Here is an 18,660-nt window from a genome sequence, read left to right on the forward strand (position 1 = left end):
CCCGGGCCGTTCCGGGTCCCGGGCCCCGGGCGTCGCTTCGCGGCGTGGTGTGGCGGGGGTCCGGGCGGGTGCGCCCGATGATCTTGACGGGTCTCGGACATTTCGCGCGCGTCAAGGCAGTGTCCTAAACACAAGTCACTCGGTTAGATGAGTGTGGACACCAGAACGCCCCGGCCCGGGTTCGACGATCAGCCCCCGCTGAGCATGCTCAAGGTGGATTGCGATCCCGCGCAGGTCATCGTGAACCACGCCAGCTTCCGGGTGAAGCTCGCATCGCCCCAGCGCACCGGCCCCGCGCGCGGTGCGGCGGACACCGCGCGCTTCCCCGCCACTGGCGGCGCCGCCTCCGGCGGGGGCGGAGGCCGTCGCAGGGCCCCCGTCGTCTGGAGCGGCAAGTCCGCCCCGGGCGACCCCGGGGCGACCGGGCTCCTCCAGGCCGTACGGAACTCCTCCGTGCCGCCCACGGGCGGCGGCTACCGCGACGCGCGTGATGTGCGGTCCGCGGCCGGCCGGCCCGGGGTGCCGGGCGTGCCCGGCGGGTCCGGGGTTCCCGGGGTGTCCGGCGTGTCCGGGCGGCCCGGCGTGCCGGAGAGGGGATACGACACCGGCGTCACCCAGGTCATCCCGCGGCTCGACCTCGACGACGAGACCACGCGGCCGACGCCCGTCATCGGCCAGAGCCGCGGTTCCGGCGCCGGCTCCCGTGCCGGGACCGGGGCCGCTCCCCGGACCGGTGTCACCCCGCTGCTGCCGCCCATGCGGCGGGCGGTCGGCGCGTACGACACGCACGAGCAGGAACTCGATCCGCGGGCGGACCTGGATCAGGACCTGGATCCGGACCTGGATCTGGAGCCGTACGCCGAGCCCTACCCCGACACCGACGACGACCGGCCGCACACCCGGCGCTACGGCGCGACCAGCCACCGGGCCGCCGACGCGGGCGTCCGGCACGCGTACTACCCCGGCCGCCGGATGAACCTCGGTGTGGTGCTGCTCCCGCTCCGCGTCTTCCTCGGCTTCATCTCCATCTACGCCGGGATGGGCAAGCTCTGCGACCCCGTCTACTTCGACGGCGGCGAGCGCGGGTCGATGGTCAAGTGGCTCAACTCCCTGCACCCCTGGGCGCTCGCGGAACCCCTGCGGGACTTCGCGCTCTCCCATCCGGTCGGCGCGGGCCTGAGCGTCGCCTTCCTCCAGATCGTGGCCGGCGTACTCACCGTCCTCGGGCTCTGGCAGCGGGTCGCCGCCTGCTTCGGCGCGCTGCTCTCGGCGGCGCTGCTGCTCACCGTGAGCTGGCGGACCGTTCCGGCGTACGACGCGCCCGACATCATCTATCTGGCCGCCTGGTCCCCGCTGATCATCGCGGGCGCCCCGGTCTACTCCCTGGACGGACGGCTCGCGGGCGAGGCCTGGCGCACGCTCGGACCGCGTTCCGAGCTCTGGGACCTGCGCCGTCGCGTACTGCGCAGGGGCACCGTGGTCGCCACCGTCGTCATCGGTCTCACGCTGCTGATCGGCTCGGTCCTCGGCGGAGCCGTACGGTCCTCGGACATGGTGACCGTGCCGGGACCCAACGTCGACCCGGTCAACCAGCTCCCGGGCGAACCGCTGCCCCAGAAGCCGGGCCGCGGCGGCAGCAGCGCGTCCGGCACGCCCAGCAGCGGCGGCACCGCGGAGGGCCCGCGCTCCGAGCCGTCCGCGACCCGGTCCGGTACCCCGGAGGCGCAGCAGCCCGCCACGGGCGACGGCACCGTCCCCGAGACGGGCGGCGGCGCGGCCGGCACCGGCCAGAACGAGCAGCAGGCGCCCAGCCAGACCCAGGGCACGGGCCGGCAGCCCCCGCAGACGGCCCAGCAGGCCCCGCCGCCGTCCTCCAGCGGCCAGGGACCGTCCACGACCGGCGGCGGCGCGGGTGACGGAAGCACGGGAGCGGGCAGCGGCGACGGCGGCGGCTCCAGCACGGGCGGCTCGTCCTCGGGCGGGGGCGGCGGCAACCACAACCCCATCGGCGGCCTTCTCGGCTGAGGGGGAGTGGGCGACCGACCCGCTCGACGCGGGCCGGCTCGGCGCTCACCGCTGTGTGCAGACGGAGACCTTCACTGGACGCCCCGGTCCCGACCCCGTACGCGGGTCGGGACCGGGGCGTCGTCCATACCGGCGGCGCTCATGTCGGCGGTACTTGTGTGGGTGGTACTTGTGTGGGCGGTGCTCGTGTGGGTGGTACTTGTGTGGACGGTGCCCGTGTGGGCGGTGCTCGTGTCAGCGGCCCGACGCCAGTTCCTTGGCGGCCTCCGTGAGGTCCTTCGCCGTGTCGATGGCCCGCCAGTACGCCCCGTGCGGCAGCGGAAAGCCCGCGAGGCTGCGCTCGCGCGCCAGCCGGGGAAACGTCGTCCGCTCATGGTCGCCGCGCTCCGGCAGCAACTCGGCGAAGCGCGGGGAGAACACATACACACCCGCGTTGATCAGATAAGGCGACGGGGGCGCCTCGATGAAGTCGAGGACATGGCCGAACTCGTCGGTCTCGACGGCTCCCCACGGGATCCGGGGGCGGGCGAGGGCGAGTGTCGCCGTCGCGTCACGCTCGTCATGGAACGCGGCCATCTCGCGCAGGGAGAAACGTGTCCAGATGTCGCCATTGGTGGCATACCAGGGCTGCTCGGGGGAAGGGAGCTTGGCGGCCGCGTACTTGAGACCGCCACCACGGCCCAGCGGCTCGGGTTCCACCACGGTGGTGACACGCAGCGGAAGATCGGCCGAGTCCAGCCACTCCTGGAGGACTTCGGCGAGATGCCCGCACGAGACGACGGCGTCGGTCACGCCCTCGGCGGCGAGCCAGGCGAGCTGGTGGCCGATGATCGGGGTCCCCGTGCCGGGGATCTCGACCATCGGCTTGGGACGGTCGTCGGTGTACGGGCGCAGCCGCGACCCCTGGCCGCCCGCGAGGACCACGGCCTGCGTCGGAAACGTATGCATGCCGTGAACGATAGGCGGGACGGAACGGCGAGGGGGCCGCGACCGGGGATCAGCCGGCGTGCGGCCGGCCTTCAGCAGTGAATCCCGTCGTCAGCTTCCGGCGGCCTGCTGGGAGACGCCGTACGCGAACGACGTGTCGCACACGGGGCGGGAGAAGGACTGCGCGCGGGTGGGACCGTAGGTCGCCACGGCCGCCCGGCCCAGGGCCCGTGCGATCGACATGCAGTGCCTGGCGAGCGACGGACGCTCCTCGACCTGCCGCTGGAGATGTGTCAGGGCGATGCCCGGATCCTTCTCCTGAAGTTCCACGAGGAGCTGCTCGCGCAGAATATCCTGGGGCGTACGGGACTTGGCCCGCACCGAGGCGGTGTCCGAGGAGGCGGTCAGGACCTGCGACTCGGATGTGCTGGACGCCCACGGAACACGGGCGACCGCGAGGGTCCCGGAGAGCACCAGGACGACGGGCAGTACGAGAGCGAGAGTTCGGCCGATACGGCGGGCTGAGTGGGTCACGCAGGCGAGCGTAGCGGCCAGTGATGATTTGGCGACATTTAGTCACTCTCCCGAGGGATGGTCGATCGTCCTTTTCGAATCAAGGGTTGACGGGCCTGTCCGAAATGGCCTGTGTGTCAGGGTATTTATCGACACCCGACGCGCGGCGCCTACGCGAACGGCCCCGCACCGTGGTGCGGGGCCGCGCGAAGACTCGGCCGATTCAGCCGGTCAGTGAAGTCACCGAACTCCGTGAACTCCGTGAACTCCGTGAGTTCAGTCGGTCAGGCGCTCACCGGTCGAGGTGGAGAAGACGTGCGTCTCGCCGGCGCGCGGCACGACGTGGAGCTTGGCGCCCTTCTCCGGCACGGCGCGGCCGTTGACGCGGACGACGATGTCCTTCTTCTCGCTGCCGAGGTCGGCGGTGCCGTAGACATAGCCGTCGGCGCCCAGCTCCTCGACGACATTGACGGTGACGGCCAGACCGGCCGGCGCGTCCTTGGACAGGGCGCCCGAGGCGCCGCTCTCCTCCGCGAGGTCGAAGTGCTCGGGGCGGACGCCGACCGTCACGGTCTTGTCGCCCCGGTCCGCGGCGGCGGCGAGCGCCTCGCGCGAGACGGGCACCACGCTGTTGCCGAACTTCACACCGCCGTCGGTGATCGGGACCTCGACCAGGTTCATGGCCGGGGAGCCGATGAAGCCGGCGACGAAGAGGTTGGCCGGGCGGTCGTACATGTTGCGCGGCGAGTCGACCTGCTGGAGCAGACCGTCCTTGAGGACCGCCACCCGGTCGCCCATCGTCATGGCCTCGACCTGGTCGTGGGTGACGTACACCGTGGTGATGCCGAGACGGCGCTGGAGCGACGCGATCTGCGTACGGGTCGAGACACGGAGCTTGGCGTCGAGGTTCGACAGCGGCTCGTCCATGAGGAACACCTGTGGCTCACGCACGATGGCGCGGCCCATCGCGACACGCTGCCGCTGACCACCGGAGAGGGCCTTCGGCTTGCGGTCCAGGTACTCGGTGAGGTCGAGGATCTTCGCGGCCTCCTCGACCTTCTTGCGGATCTCCGCCTTGTTCACGCCGGCGATCTTGAGCGCGAAGCCCATGTTGTCGGCGACGGACATGTGCGGGTAGAGCGCGTAGTTCTGGAACACCATGGCGATGTCCCGGTCCTTCGGCGGCAGGTGCGTGACATCGCGGTCACCGATGCGGATGGCGCCGCCGTTGACGTCCTCAAGACCCGCGAGCATGCGCAGGGAGGTCGACTTGCCGCAGCCGGAGGGACCGACGAGGACGAGGAACTCGCCGTCCGCGATCTCGATCTCGAGCTGGTCGACGGCGGGCTTCGTGGAACCCGGGTAGACACGGGTTGCCTTGTCGAACGAGACAGTTGCCATGGTGATGTGTCCCTCCACCGGCAGGAACGTGCCGGACGATCCGAGTAAAGGAATGGTTCCCCCGCCGGAGGGCGGAGGATGGGTCTAGTCCACCTGGGTGAACTGCAGGTGACGCTACCTGGCGATTCCCGATCTGTCAGTACTCCGGCCCTGGCGAAATTCCTGGCCGGGAGGCGATCCGGGGCGGTTACACTGCTCGGGCACGCCTCCTTAGCTCAGTTGGCCAGAGCAACGCACTTGTAATGCGTAGGTCGTCGGTTCGAATCCGACAGGGGGCTCCGTGAAGGCCCAGGTCGGACATGCTCCGGTCTGGGCCTTTTGTGATCTCCCGGGTTTCCGGTCCGCGTAGGCCTGTGTGGGCGCTCTCGTCGGGACAGCTCCGGTGGCCGGGCGGTGGCCGAACGGGCAAGGAACCGTGCGTCGCCCGTGGCCACCGGTGCGCCCAGAGACACGGCGAAGGTGGCACCTCGCACGGGCACGGCCGGCACCGCGACCTTTATGCGGCTCCGGCGCCGCATCCTATGCGGCCGTCGCACGCAAACCACCCACACCCACCCTATTGCTCCGGTCGGGGTGGTGCTGAGGTGCGGGGGCTGCGCACTTCGGCCCGTGCTGACCGGATCGCGTCAGAGCCTGCGGGCCGACCGCGGCCAAAATGTCGATGAGGCCGGAGACGGTCGGGTCGCACGCGCCCGGCCTGGCGACCACCGTCCGGCCGCCGCCCTCGCCTCGATGCGGACGGAGCGCTTCTCGCGTTTTCGATCACCCCTCGGACGGACCACCCCGTGACAGCCCGAGGCCAGAGGCCCGGGTCAGCCCGATGGTTCGCCGGGTTGACGGCGACCGGAGCAGTCGAGTCGCGCGGGCGTGCTGGTCGGCTGGCGCGGCGGGCCGCCGATGCTTCCTCGCTCGGGTGGCGTGCATCCACGCCGTTATTGGCATAAGCTGAATGGTGATAACAGCACGGGGGTTCCCCGAGGGAGGAACAGAGATGAGTTTCGTTGTCGCAGGCGGGACCGGCACGGTCGGTTCCAAGATCACGCGAGAGCTGCTGGGGCAGGGCCATCAGGTGCGTGTGCTCACCCGTGACGCCGAGCGCGCCGCCGAACGGCTCGGACACCAGGACGGGCTTGAGTTCTTCCAGATCGATCTGACCGATCCCGGCCGGCTCGTGGGCGGCTTCGGCAAGGGGGACCGCGTGTTCGTGGGCCTCGGCGGCTCGCCGACGCAGGTGCAGGACGAGAACGCGCTGATCGACGCCGCGGCCTCGGCCGAAGTCGAGTATCTGGTCAAACTCTCCTGCGAGGGTGTCGACACCGGCACGGAGAATCTGATCCTTGACGTGCACCGCGCGGTCGAGGGCCATCTGGCCGATTCGGGCATCCCGTCGACCCTGGTTCGACCGTCCACCTTCATCGACACCATCGTGAGCATCGCCTCGCAATTCATCCCGCAGGACGCCTGGGGAGGGAACAGCGCCGACGGTGTCTGCACGTTCGTCGACACCCGTGATGTGGCCGAGGTCTTCGCCTCCCTGCTTCGGCAGGGACCGGAGGCGCACGCCGGGCGTGCCTACACGCTCACCGGCCCCGACGCGGTGTCGATGTCCCAGGTGGCCGAGTTGATCTCAACAGCGGTGAGCCGCGAAGTGCGTCACCACGAGCGCGCGGAGTCGGAGAACGAGTCGTTCCTGACCGGGCTCGGACTCCCGCCGTTGCAGGTCGCCGTTCTGCTCGGCCTCGATCAGTTCACGCGGGAGGGAATCATGAGCCAGGTGCACGGCGATACGCACGTCCTTCTCGGCAAGCCGGCCCGACCGGCGGCCGCCTTCATCAATGAGACCGTAGCTGAACTGCTCTCCGCTTCGTAGCCGGTACCGGGTCCGACCAGGCCTTGGCCGAGCGGGCCCGACCGTCGAGGAGTTACGCATGGACATCGTCTGGCGGGAGGCCATCGAACGCTACAGCGTCGAGCCCGCCCCACCCGAACTGCACTTGACCCACTCTCTGCTGAACTCCTTCGGTCCCTCGGCCTTCAGCGAGATGGAGATGCTCGACGACCCGGCGTCGGCGCAGGCATGGATGGACTCCGTGCTGCGGGAGTGGCGTGCACGTCATCCGGGCACCACCGTGCCGCCGATCACGGCGAAGACGGGCACCATCCGGTCGGTCAAACAGCTACGGGCGGACGTCCGCGGTCTGCTCGGCGACGCGCCCCCTTCAGCAGAGGCCCTGTCGGCACCGCTGCAGGTCTCGTGGAACGCGGGCCGCTTCGAGTTGCTGCCCCAAGGCGCGGGTGCGAACTGGCTGCGTTCGGCGGTCAGCTCGGAGCTGCTGCTCGCACAGGAGCACGACCTGCTGCGCCGCCTGAAGGTATGCCGAAACCCGGCGTGCCTCGTGGTCTTCTACGACCGGTCCAAGAGCGGCACCCGGGTCTGGCACGACATGGCCCGGTGCGGCACGCCCCAGCACGTCCGCGAGTGGCGCCGACGGCAACGGACACCGGACAGCCGGTGACCCGGGCGGCGGACGACGCCTGATCGGCCCGCACCGGTGCCGGCTCTCCGCGGTAACACCCGGCGGAGCACAGGCGTGGGCTGACGCCTCGGTCCGCCATGCCCTGCGCCGACGGATGCCTGAGCGAACGCCGCTTCTCGACGACTCGGCCGCAAGATGGCCGACCATCCTGCCCGCCTGCGAACTCATCACAGCCGAACACAGGTTCATCCGACCAGGAAGGGTTTCACTGCCATGTCCACCTACAAGGTCATCGAGGTCGCCCCCGACGGTTCACTGCGACCAGCGGTGCGCGAACTCGCCGAGCCGACCGCCGGACACGTCCGACTTCGTGTCGAGGCGTGCGGGATCTGCCACACCGACAGCTTCAGCGTGCGGCCGCACGATCCCGCCCAGACGCCTCGGGTTCCGGGCCACGAAGTCGTCGGGGTGATCGACGCGCTCGGGGCCGGCGTGGAGGGGTGGTCGACGGGGCAGCGGGTCGGGATCGGGTTCCTCGGCGGGCACTGCGGTGTCTGCGAGCCCTGCCGGCTGGGCAACTTCGTCGCGTGCACCAACCAGCCGTGGACCGGAATGACCGTCGACGGCGGCTACGCGGAAGTGATCCACGCGCGGGCGAGCGCTCTCGTGGCGATCCCGGACGAGCTGACCCCGGTCGAGGCCGCGCCGCTGCTGTGCGCGGGATTCACCACCTTCAACGCGCTCCTCAAGGCGAACGCCAAGGCCGGCGATCTGGTGGCTGTCCAGGGCATCGGCGGCCTCGGACACCTGGGTGTCCAGTACGCGGCCAAGATGGGCCTGCGAGTCGTCGCCATCGCACGTGGCACCGCCAAGGAGGCGCTCGCCCGTGAGCTCGGTGCGCACCACTACATCGACTCGGCCGCGACGGATCCGGGAGAGGAACTCGTCAGGCTGGGGCGCGCACAGGTCGTCATCGCGACAGCTGCCGGCGGCGACATCTCCCCCCTGCTGGGCGGCCTCGCGAGCGGCGCACAACTCGTGGTCGTCGGAGCGTCCGACGAACCGGTCAAGGTCACCCCCATGCAGCTGATCTTCGATGACGTGAAGGTACGCGGGTCCCTCTCGGGGAGTGCGATCGAGAACGAGAACAACCTCCGATTCGCCGTGAACCAAGGAGTGCGGGCGATGACCGAGACCCGGCCGCTCAGCGAAGCGACCGCGGCGTTCGACCACATGATCGGCGGGGACGCGCGCTTCCGCGTGGTCCTCACCGTCTAGGGCGGGACTCGTGCGCGCACCACCGCCACGTCGGGCGCAGCCCATGACCAGCACACGGCAGACGGCGACGGACTGCGCCGACGGCGCGACAGATCTGGGCGACGGTCCGGTTCCGCGCGCCGGAACCGCTCCGAACCACCCCCACGCACAACACTGAATCGAAGGGCGAGTTCGAAGATGACGAAACTGCTGGACTTCGTACTTGAGGCTCACGGGGGCCTCCGACGTTGGAGCGACGCCACGACGATTTACGCCACGGTCGACATGGGCGGTCCGATGTGGGCGTCACGCGGCCAGGAAGGGACCCTGTCCAAGGTTGGCGTCGCCGTCGATGTGCACCGGCAGCACTTGGTCTTCACCGACTTCACCGCCCCCGGGCTGCGCGGGGTGTTCACCCCCGACCGCGTCGCCGTCGAAGATCGGGACGGAAACGTCCTCCGGGAACGCCACGCACCGCGGGAGGCCTACGCGGGCCACGACCGCACCACCCCCTGGGACCAGCTGCACGTGCTGTATTTCGGCGGGTACGGCCTGTGGAACTACCTCACCACTCCCCACCTGCTGACGTTGCCGGGCGTACGGACCCGGGAGCTGGACCCCTGGCAGGAGGCAGGTGAGCAGTGGCGACGGCTCCATGTGACCTTCCCCCCGCACATCGCCACTCACAGCACGGAACAGACCTTCTACTACGACGGATCCGGGTTGCTGCGGCGTCAGGACTACGCGGCGTTCGTCGTGGGCGGCCGCGCGGCTGTCCACCGTGCCGAGGCGCACCGGTCCGTTGCCGGTCTCGTCTTCCCGACGCACCGTTACGTGCTGCCCGTCATTGACGGCCGCACCCTGTCCAGCCCCGGCATCACCGTCGACCTCACCGACATCAGCATCGAGTGAACCGTTCGCGCCGGCCGAACCGCCGCGTCGCGGACTCTCGTCACGGCCGCCCCGGCCCGCGGTCACCGAAACCGCGCTGTCCCGTTCACCAGGAGATCCAGGAATCAGGAGACCCGGGAATGACGATCCGCCCCTACGCAGAGAAGAAGTTCGCCGACATCAACGGCGTCCGCATGGCCTATATCGATGAAGGAGAAGGCGACACGATCCTGTTCCAGCACGGCAATCCGACGTCCTCCTACCTGTGGCGCAACGTCATGCCGCACCTGGAGGGAATGGGCCGGCTCATCGCCTGCGACCTGGTCGGCATGGGTGACTCGGGCAGGCTCCACCCCTCCGGTCCGGACCGCTACTCCTACCGCGAACAGCGGGATCATCTGTTCGCGCTCTGGGAGCACCTCGCGATCGGGGACAACGCCGTACTTGTCCTCCATGACTGGGGCTCCGCACTCGGCTTCGACTGGGCGTTCCACCACCAGCACCGGGTGGCGGGGCTGGCCTACATGGAAGCCATCGTCGCCCCCATGCGCTGGGAGGACTGGCGGGAACCCGCACGGGGGACCTTCCAGGGCTTCCGTTCGGACGCCGGCGAATCCATGGTGCTGACCGACAACCTGTTCGTCGAGGAAGTGCTGCCGAGGGCGGTCCTCCGTGAACTGGAGCAGGAGGAGATGACGGTCTACCGCGAGCCCTACCGCGTCCCCGGGGAAAGCCGCCGGCCCACGCTGAGCTGGCCGCGCCAGTTGCCGATCGACGGTGAGCCCCGTGACGTGGTGAAGACCGTCGAGGACTACGGCCGGTGGCTGGCCCGGTCCACCGTGCCCAAACTGTTCGTCAACGCGGAACCCGGCGCGATCCTGATCGGCCCGCAGCGCGAGTTCTGCCGGTCCTGGCCGAACCAGACCGAAGTGACCGTGCCCGGCCTGCACTTCGTCCAGGAGGACAACCCCCACAGCATCGGCACAGCGGTGGCGGACTTCGTCCGCGAGATCCGCGGCACGAACCCCCACTGACTCCCCCGCGGCACGGGCTTCCGGCCGGCCTGTCGTTCCGGCGGGCCTTGCCGGGCTCGCCTACGGGGAGAAGGGCGGCAGGCCGGCACCTTGGCCGGACGAGAAGTTGCATGAGCTGGTGGACATTCTGGGTGCCCACAACATGGTGCTACTTCCGGGGGATCACGACTGGGGCTGAGTCGTGAGAGCGGCCCGTTCGATACTCGCCGCGTAGAGCGGCGTCTCGCGCCTGTTGTGGTCGCTGCCCGCGGCTTGACGCTCCTTCGCGGCCTGCTCGAACGACACGCCGTGTTCCTTGAGGAAGACCAGGAACTCGTCGGTGGGGTGCGCGATCACGGAGTTGGTGTACTCGCAGTGGGTGTCGTCGGTCCGCTTCGCGCTGAGGTCCCAGATCACCTGCACCTTGCTGGGGCCGTTGGGGGTGAACACGTCGGACGTCGACACCATGTGGCAATGGTCTCTTCCGGCTGTCTCCGCCACGTAATGCTGGATCGTAAGGCCGGTTCCGATCATCTCGACATTGATCGACATCGGCTGACCGTCATCCGTCGTGGTGTAACCCGCCGCGATGTGGTCCGGGGGCGCACAGCGCTGGTACTCGGCTTCAGGCAGGGCGAACAGCCACTTCGCGATGTCGACCCGCTCGATCGGTGCGTTGATCACGGCATGGAATGCCGACTCCGAGAGGACAAGATCTGACCGGATCTCTGACATGGGGAACTCCGTGAGCTCGGTCCGCTCCGTCTTCGTACATCAACTGTTGCACCGCGCGCGAAGCCGTGCATGCGCAGTGCATGCGGAGTGCATGGGGTGAGGGGCGCGGCGTACCAGGCCGGGGCGTGGCTGGCCGGAAGCGCCGTCGAAGCGCGGGACCGGGTGGTCAGTCGCAGCTCTTCCGGTAGGGGGACGAGGGTACGTAGGTCTTCCACTCGGCTCGGGTCAGGCCGGTGCCCACGAGGTCGCAGGCCGCTCGGCGGGGGTCCTGTGCCAGACGGACGGTGGCGGAGGCGTCGATCACGCGGGCGGACTCGAAGTTGCCCAGGAGGACCTGGCCGGGTGCCATCGCGAAGGCGCGCACGGGCTTGTAGAACTGGTTGGTGCCGAGGGATACGGGAGCCATTCCCGGGCGTACGAACCACAGGGACGAGTCCCGGTCCTCGGTGGTGAGGAGCGCGCCCCAGGGGCCCGCTTCCGTCAGGCGCAGGCCGGTGCGACCGGTGGGCACGGGCAGCGCTGGGAGGGGCTCGGGTCTCCGGGGGTCGGAGAGGTCCCAGCGCTGTTCGCGCACCCACAGGGAGGTGCCGTCGGCGCTCAGCCGCGGGCTGCCGTCGCCGGCGGCGGAGACCGCCGACAGTCTCCGGGGCCGGGACGGATCGTCCAGATTCCACAGCGACACCTCGCCGCGGCCGTTGTGGATCGCGAGCAGCTTTCCGCGCGCCCCCAGGGACAGCTGGGAGCCCGCCTCCGTCATGGCGTCCCCGCCGCCGTCCTCGGAAGGAAGCGCGCCGGAGACGGCCGGCACGACGGGCCCGGACACCCGGTCCCCGGCGACCGACCACACCACGGCCTGTCCGCTGCCGTTCGTGGCCGCGATCACCCGCTTGTCGTCGCTGACGGCCACGGATGTCACGGTGGGCCCGGTGGTCCGCAGGGTGCCCGGCAGCGCCCGGGGGGATGACGGGGTGCGGACGTCCCATCGGATGATCACACCGTCCTGCGCGCCGTCGTCCCGCGTCCCGTCGGCCTGTTCCGCCGCCCCGTCCTCGTACAGCGCGTCGCCGGGATTCCCGAACACCTGGCCGGCCGGCTCGTCCGAGGGTGGCGGCGTCCCCCCACCGCCCTGTCGGCTTTCGTCCGAACCGCCCACGACCAGCATCGTTCCGTCGGCGCTGAAGGCCAGCGAGGCAACGGTCTCGGCGCGCTGCGGCAGCACCCCGAGCAGCCCGTAGGGAAGACCCCTGGCCGTGTCGTAGAGGGCCACTTCCCTCGGGGCGCCGACGGCACGGCTGCGATGGCCCACGACGGCGAGCACCCCGGTGCGCGCGCTGTACGCGGCGTGCTCGGCGTCGATCAGCGGTGCCGCGTCCGGTGTCCACCGCCGGTCGGCGACGTCCCAGAACCGTACGGTCCGCCCGGTGCCGTAGGTGGCCAGGGTCTTTCCGTCCGGACTGTAGGCGAACCGCGTCGCGGGACCCGGGTTCTGGTCCTGGTCCGGCGTGCGCGGCCGGGTCTTCTTCTGCTCCGTGCCGTCCGGATGGATCCGCACCTCCTTGCTCACGATCACGGAACCGTCGGCGGCGTAGGTCGCCACGCCTCCGGCGGGACCCGGCACGACCTGGATGCTGCCCTCGTACACCGCCGCCAGCTCGTACGGGCTCCCCTTCCCCTCGGTGAGGTCCCAGGCGTTCACGAAGTTGTCCGCGAGACCGGCGCCGGCGGCCAGCGGGCGGGAGGTCGCGGTGTAGACGATGTTGTTGTCCCGCGCGGAGAACGCGACATCTTCCGTCGGGTTGATCTGTCCGCCACCGGACGGACGGAGATGGTCCTTGGCCTGCGAGGCGTTCGGGTCGATCCGGGTGAGCCGCTCCGCCTCACCGTGCGGGCCCAGCTCGTACACATCCACCTGGATCTGCTCCGCGACGGCGAGCCTGCTCCCCGTGGCGTCCAGAGCGACCCCCCACACCTCGTCCGCTCCCTCCTCCCGGGGCGGAAGGGGCGCGAGCTTCTTCGGCCGGGCGGGGTCGGAGGTGTCCCACAGCGTCACCACGTCCGGCTCGTCCGCCGTCGGATCCAGCTCCAGGGCCGGTGCTGAGCTGATCGTGACGAGGGTCTCCCCGTCCCCGCTGAACCGGGCGTCCAGCACGCCCGGGAGGGGGAGCGCGGCCAGACGGCGGGGACGCGCGGGGTTGTCGAACGTCCACAGCTCCGCGCCCTTGGTGAGCGTGCCCACCACGACGGTCGCGCTCGTCGGGTCGGGCTCCAGCACCGCCCTTGTCGTGCGGTAGAACAGCTCGGAGTCGGGGCGCGGGCCCGGTACGAAGGAGGAGACGGTGCGTCGGCCCGCCACGTCCCAGGCGGTGATCCGTTCCGCGTCCCTGGTGAGCAGCGTGCGACCGCCGTTGGTGTAGCCGAGGGCGTGGAGCGCCGGCGCTTCCCCCGAGCCGGTCGGTGCTTTCCCGGGGCCGGTCGGTGCTTCCCCGGAGCCGGTCCGTGCTTCCCCCGAACCGGTCCGCGTGGTCTGGTCGGCGCGCGTGGGCAGTTCGCCGCGGTAGCGGCTGACGAGGAGGGTCTCCAGCAGGGCCGTACGGTTCGCCTCCGACGGGTCCAGCCGCTCGGCCGCCAGCGCCAGACGCAGGGACAGCGCGGGATCGGAATCGCGGGCCGCGACCGCGTCGTTCAGCAGCGCACGGGCCTGTTTCTGGGTGCGCTCGGCTTCCGCGGCGCCTCTGGCCTGGTACCAGAGGCCGCCCGCCACCAGTGCCGCGATCAGCGCGGGGACCGTCACCGCCTTGAGGATCGCCTGGGTGCTCCGGCGGCGCGCCTTGCGGGCGGCCTGACGCCAGTGCAGTACGGGCACGATCTGCGGCCGTACCCCCTCCGGCAGACGCTCCGCGGCCTGTCGCGCCTCCTCCCCGTCATAGGAGGGAACCACCAGCCGTGCCGTCCGCCGGGCCGCCTCCAGCTTGACCCGGTAGCCGCCGACGGGGCGCAGCACGCCCTGTTCGTCGACCGCGCCCGTCACGGCGTTCAGGAGGGTCAGCCGCGTCGGCGCGACGGCCTGCCAGAGCCAGGTGCCCGCCCAGCGTGGAGTCGTGCGCGGGGTGAGGGCGGGCGGTCTGATCCGCCGGATCTCGCGGAGCACCACGGCGAAGGCGGCACCGAGCGAGGGGCCCTCCACATAGCTGAGGGTCTCGTGCAGCGTGGCCAGGGCGGACGTGCCGGAAGCGGTCCGCGGGTCCGCGACCGCGGCCTTCGCGACGTCCGGGCCACCGTCGCGGGGTGCGCGGAGTGCGCGGAGTGCGCGTGGTGTGCGGGGTGCGCGAAGTGCGCGGAGTGCGCGTGGTGTGCGTGGTGTGGGTGGTGTGCGGGGCGTGTTCGGGGACTGCGGCGGTTGCTGCTGCATGTGCTGCGGCATGTGCTGTGGCGTGGGGTCCTGTTCCACGACGCCGATGTCCTGCACCGTCCACAGCACCGTGCCCCAGAGCCGGTCCGCCCCCGCGAGCGTCCAGGCCACGTCCAGAGCGCCGCGGAACGCCGCGTCGCCGGAGAAGAGCGGAATCGTCTCCGGGTGCGGTACCAGGGCGGTCGGCCCACCGGGCAGATAGGTCGCCTGGAGCTGCCCCACCGCGCCCCTGCCGCCCAGGTCGAAGAGGACCCGTACGCTCACCGGCTCGCGCCCGCGCCCCGGCATCGAGCCCGTCGCCAGCCGGTACAGCACGACGGCCGTCGTGTACGCGGCTCCGCCGGCGGCCTCCTCCCCCGCGACGTCCACCAGCCGCTTCAGCACCGCGAGCAGCCGCTCGTTCCCGTCCGCGAGCGCCTCCGGGGTCCATGCCACGCGCGCCGAGACCGGCGACGAGCCGGCCGCTTCGTACCAGACGAGGGCCGTGCGCAGCCGGGATTCCTCGGGGTCGGCCGTGACCAGTTCCAGTGCGAGACCGGCCATGACCCGTACGGCGTGGAGCCCGAGCGGCTCGTCCGCGCCGAAGACGTCCGACAGTCCGGAGACCTCCCGCAGCCGGGCCGTCGTGGAGGTGTTCGTCGTGGAGGTGTTCTGCCGGGCTGTCGTGGGTGTGCCCGGCCGGGCTGTCGTGGAGGTGTTCTGCCGGGCCGTCGTGGAGGCCTCCGTCCGTGCCTGCCAGTCGGCCATCACCTCGTGGAAGGGCGCCCGCTCCGCGTACACGCGCCGCAAGGACGTCTCGTCGCCTGCCCGCACCAGAGCGGTGAGCCAGGGAGCCACGGGGCTCTTCACCGCCGTGATCCGGGCCCTGAGCCGCTTGGCGTCCCGCTTGCGCGGCCGGGTGTCCGGTTCCAGATAGCGCTTGAGGAGTTCCCAGGGGTCCTCCGCCGTGCCGTCGGGGCTCCCGGCCGTGGCGGGTGGCGTCCTTGTCGTCATCTCTGTGTCTCCTCCTCCACCGCGGTACGCACGGGGTGGCCGGCCGGGAGCGTGCCGACCAGGTCCAGCCAGCGCTCGCGGTCCGAACGGGTGGGCAGGGCCCGCATCGTGGCGCGTACCTCCGCCACGCCGAGGAAGGCGAGTTCGGCCCGGCCCACGGGGGGCCCGGACTGGTCGACACTGACGAACCGCCCCCGGCCGACCGGGAGGTCGAGCTCGCCCAGCAGCAGATCCTCGTCGGCTTCCATCAGGACGTAGAAGTCGGTGCCGCCGACCACGCCGAGCACCCGCACGGGAAGCAGCAGCACCCCGTAGCTCGTGGCGACGCTTTCCGCCGCGGTCTCGGTCAGCGGTGCCTCGACCTCGATCTCCGCCCGCCCGGTGGAGGTGACGGCCAGCCGGATCGTGAACGGTTCGCGCACCACCCGCGCCTCGGCCTGCCGGGCCTCGTCGTCGCTCCCGGCCGCGGGAGCGAGATCGGTGGGAAGCATCGCGGGCGGACCCGAGGTGAAGCCCCCGTCACGGAAGAACTCGTCGATGAGGGACCGGTCGTCGAAGCGACCCTCACCGGAGAGCGGAATTCCCAGACGGGCCGCCGCGATCCGTGCCGCACCGCGCAGGAACGGATGGACGGTGGGCAGGGCGAGGAGCAGACCTGACAGACGCAGCCGGGTGGTGTCGGGCAGCCGGTCGGTCCGGAGGGTGGCCAGCCGTGAGCACAGCCGGGTGGCGCCGACCCGGGCGACGACCGGATCGGCGGCGCGCAGCCCGGCGTCGAGCTGTTCCAGGGAGGCGGTGAACCGCGAGCCGGCCGGGGCGAAATGGTGGCGCAGCCGGATCGCGGGGGAGACCGCGGGGAGCGCGTCCGGTCCCCGGCGCAGTGTGGCGGTGACCTCGTCGACGAGGTTCTCCACCCGTTCCCACGGCAGGATGTGGAAGCTGTCGGGGCGGGGATCGCCCTCCGAGACCAGCCGGGTCAGCAGCGAGTACCGCAGCGCGGGATCGGCCTCTGCGAGAACGCTGGATTCGTATCGGGTGAGCTGTGCGGGCGGCCAGCGCTCTTCGAGGGCGGACACGGCCGCGGCGGTCTCCTCGGTCGCCGGGACGGGCTCCCCGGACTCGGTGAGTTCCAGGACGGCCGTGCCGGACGCGGGGTGCACCAGGCCCAGGGCCGGGGTCCCGTCCTCGGTGGTCAGGGAGCGGCGCTGCCAGCCGTCGGCGAAGCGGGGCATCCGGCGGGCGTCGGCACGCTCGTCGCCGTCGTTGATCCAGCCGTCCGCCCGCCAGCGCGGGCCATCGGGCGTGGGCGTGTCCCCTGTGGTGCCGGCTCCCATGGCGTTGTCGCCCATGGTGTCGTGCCCCATGCCGTCGTCCCCCATGGTGTTGTCGCCCATGGTGTCGGGGGTCAGGGCGTCGGCCGTCGGGATCGCGTCCACGACCCAGTTGCTCAGCGGGCTGTGTGTCGCTGTCATGCCAGGTCCCCTTCCGGCTGGGCCGGTGCCGGTGCCGGTGCCGGTGCCGGTCTCGGTTGCGGTTGCGGTGCGGAGGTGGATACGGGTGCGGGTGCGGGTGCGGGTGCGGGTGCGGGTGCGGAGGTGGATGTGGGTGCGGGTGTGGGCACGGGTGTGGGTGTGGGCGGGTGCTCGGGGGGCCTGGTGAGTTGGTCCACGACCGTGTACGCCACCGGACCGAGGTCCTGTGCGATCCGTACGGCCTGTTCGCGGTCCTGCGGGGCCACAGAGCGTTTCCACGAGCCGCGCAGCGCACGCCAGTCCGCCGGGGACAGCTCGGCCGGGAGCGTGCCGGGCAGCTCCGCCGCCCAGTCGGTGAACGCGGATGTGTCGGCGTCGGGCATCCGGAGCGCGAACTTCAGGAAGCGCAGCAGCACTTGCGCCCGCTGCGCCGGGCCGCGTTCCAGGTTACGGGTGGCGAGGACCGGGGGCCGGGCGCGCAGATGGGCGACCCCGGCGCCCGTGGGGTCGGCGACGATCTCACGACGGTGGTCGTAGTACAGGCTGTTGATGGTCAGATCGCGGGTGAGGACGTCCTCGGGCAGATCCGCTCCGTACGCGGGGAACCGGAAGCCGGTCACCGAAAGCGCCTTGTACTCCAGGATCCTGGCGCCCCTGTCCTCGGGGCGGGCCAGGGAGACGACCAGGCTCTGCGGGCTCAGGGCGAGCAGATAGTCACCGAGATCGCCCGCCGCCTGTTGTGCGTCGATGCGCCGCCGCATGCCGGCGGGCCCGACCGTACCCGCGAAGTCCAGGTCGTTCGGGCGGGCGGCCGGCCCCTGTCCGACCAGGTCCCGGGTGGCACCGCCGATCAGCCAGAACTCGTGTCCGTCGCGGCCCACCCCATCCATCAGGGTGCCGATGAACGCGCCTTCCTGACCGGCCTCGGCGAGACAGCGCTCGAAGGCGGCGGGCAGGCCGGGGGCCACTTCCTCCGCGCGGTGCAGCGACCCCGGTGCGCAGCGTTCGACGGGCCCCGGCCCCGAACGGACCACCTCGGCCTGGCTGTTGGCCGTACCGTCGGACGCGTCGGCGCCCGTACCGCCGTGCGCCTTGGCGCCCGTACCGCCGTGCGCGCTGTGGTGTGTGCCGTCGTGCTGCGCCCCGTCGTGGCCTGTGCCGTCGTCGTCCGCGCCGTCGTGGTGCGTGCCCGGCACCGGTCGGTCCGGTGGTGTCTCCAGATTCTCGTCGCCGGTCAGCAGCAGGGTCTCCCGGCCGTTCCGTAAGGCCATGCCGAGCACCACGGCTCCGGCCTCCTCGGCCGTTCGATCTGTTCCGGCCGTTCCGGCCGTTCCGGCCGTTCCATCTGTCCTGTCTGTTCCGTGTTCCGTCGCTATGCGGTCGCCGCGTACGAGCGGGCCCTTGCCGTCGCGCGCGTACAGGGCGCGGAGGTCGGGGCCGGCCACGCGCCCGTGGTCCTGGCCGTCGTTCTCGGGCATCTCGTCCTTCCGGGGTCGGAGCGGGGACGGCCGGTCGCCGTGCGGTGCCGGGAGAGGCACCGGGTCCCG

The 18,660-nt window shown here is 71.2% G+C and carries 13 protein-coding genes and 1 tRNA gene; 7 read left to right on the top strand and 7 right to left on the bottom strand.

The features are described from left to right. The first annotated feature begins 147 nt into the window (after window positions 1-147). On the top strand, window positions 148-2,025 hold the full coding sequence (locus ACFYYH_RS26260) for a DoxX family membrane protein (protein WP_388555673.1): 1,878 nt from the start codon (window positions 148-150) through the stop codon (window positions 2,023-2,025). A 234-nt stretch (window positions 2,026-2,259) separates the two neighbouring features. Here the strand turns inward: ACFYYH_RS26260 and ACFYYH_RS26265 are convergent, their stop codons facing one another. The 3 genes from ACFYYH_RS26265 to ACFYYH_RS26275 all read right to left on the bottom strand — a co-directional run bounded on the left by ACFYYH_RS26265 (window position 2,260) and on the right by ACFYYH_RS26275 (window position 4,866). Then, a complete protein-coding gene (locus ACFYYH_RS26265) occupies window positions 2,260-2,973 on the bottom strand; it encodes an NDP-sugar synthase (protein ID WP_388555676.1) in 714 nt (237 codons plus the stop codon). A 90-nt stretch (window positions 2,974-3,063) separates the two neighbouring features. Further along, window positions 3,064-3,486 carry a hypothetical protein gene (locus ACFYYH_RS26270; RefSeq protein ID WP_388555678.1) on the bottom strand — a complete coding sequence of 141 codons (423 nt, stop codon included), beginning with the start codon at window positions 3,484-3,486 and terminating at the stop codon, window positions 3,064-3,066. A 255-nt stretch (window positions 3,487-3,741) separates the two neighbouring features. Next, on the bottom strand, window positions 3,742-4,866 hold the full coding sequence (locus ACFYYH_RS26275) for an ABC transporter ATP-binding protein (protein ID WP_388555681.1): 1,125 nt from the start codon (window positions 4,864-4,866) through the stop codon (window positions 3,742-3,744). A 204-nt stretch (window positions 4,867-5,070) separates the two neighbouring features. On the opposite strand from ACFYYH_RS26275, the gene ACFYYH_RS26280 reads away from it, so the two are divergent. The 6 genes from ACFYYH_RS26280 (at window position 5,071) to ACFYYH_RS26305 (ending at window position 10,525) form a co-directional block, all read left to right on the top strand. After that, window positions 5,071-5,144 (top strand) — tRNA-Thr (locus ACFYYH_RS26280). A 713-nt stretch (window positions 5,145-5,857) separates the two neighbouring features. Next, on the top strand, window positions 5,858-6,736 hold the full coding sequence (locus ACFYYH_RS26285; RefSeq protein WP_388555684.1) for an NmrA family NAD(P)-binding protein: 879 nt from the start codon (window positions 5,858-5,860) through the stop codon (window positions 6,734-6,736). A gap of 58 nt (window positions 6,737-6,794) precedes the next feature. Then, window positions 6,795-7,382 carry a CGNR zinc finger domain-containing protein gene (locus tag ACFYYH_RS26290; RefSeq protein WP_388555686.1) on the top strand — a complete coding sequence of 196 codons (588 nt, stop codon included), beginning with the start codon at window positions 6,795-6,797 and terminating at the stop codon, window positions 7,380-7,382. A gap of 234 nt (window positions 7,383-7,616) precedes the next feature. Next, window positions 7,617-8,621, top strand: coding sequence for an alcohol dehydrogenase catalytic domain-containing protein (locus tag ACFYYH_RS26295; RefSeq protein ID WP_388555687.1), 1,005 nt, complete (start codon window positions 7,617-7,619; stop codon window positions 8,619-8,621). A 177-nt stretch (window positions 8,622-8,798) separates the two neighbouring features. After that, the gene (locus ACFYYH_RS26300) at window positions 8,799-9,512 is read left to right on the top strand and encodes a hypothetical protein (RefSeq protein ID WP_388555689.1); all 714 of its coding nucleotides are present in this window, start codon (window positions 8,799-8,801) and stop codon (window positions 9,510-9,512) included. 119 nt (window positions 9,513-9,631) lie between these two features. After that, window positions 9,632-10,525, top strand: coding sequence for a haloalkane dehalogenase (locus tag ACFYYH_RS26305; protein ID WP_388555691.1), 894 nt, complete (start codon window positions 9,632-9,634; stop codon window positions 10,523-10,525). A 162-nt stretch (window positions 10,526-10,687) separates the two neighbouring features. Here ACFYYH_RS26305 and ACFYYH_RS26310 read toward each other — a convergent pair whose 3' ends face one another. From ACFYYH_RS26310 to ACFYYH_RS26325, 4 genes are all read right to left on the bottom strand, one after another. Continuing rightward, a complete protein-coding gene (locus ACFYYH_RS26310) occupies window positions 10,688-11,239 on the bottom strand; it encodes a hypothetical protein (RefSeq protein ID WP_388555693.1) in 552 nt (183 codons plus the stop codon). A 166-nt stretch (window positions 11,240-11,405) separates the two neighbouring features. Further along, window positions 11,406-15,641: a WD40 repeat domain-containing protein gene (locus tag ACFYYH_RS26315; protein WP_388555695.1), complete on the bottom strand. Its 4,236-nt coding sequence runs from the start codon at window positions 15,639-15,641 to the stop codon at window positions 11,406-11,408. Further along, window positions 15,638-17,113 (bottom strand): hypothetical protein, encoded by a 1,476-nt coding sequence (locus ACFYYH_RS26320; RefSeq protein WP_388555697.1) that lies wholly within the window; start codon window positions 17,111-17,113, stop codon window positions 15,638-15,640. The genes ACFYYH_RS26315 and ACFYYH_RS26320 overlap by 4 nt, the downstream gene beginning before the upstream one ends. Continuing rightward, the gene (locus ACFYYH_RS26325; protein WP_388555699.1) at window positions 17,110-18,591 is read right to left on the bottom strand and encodes a hypothetical protein; all 1,482 of its coding nucleotides are present in this window, start codon (window positions 18,589-18,591) and stop codon (window positions 17,110-17,112) included. Before ACFYYH_RS26325 ends, ACFYYH_RS26320 begins: the two co-directional genes overlap by 4 nt. Between the last annotated feature and the right edge of the window lie 69 nt (window positions 18,592-18,660).

The sequence above is a fragment of the Streptomyces sp. NPDC002018 genome, assembly GCF_042890865.1.
GTDB lineage: Bacteria > Actinomycetota > Actinomycetes > Streptomycetales > Streptomycetaceae > Streptomyces.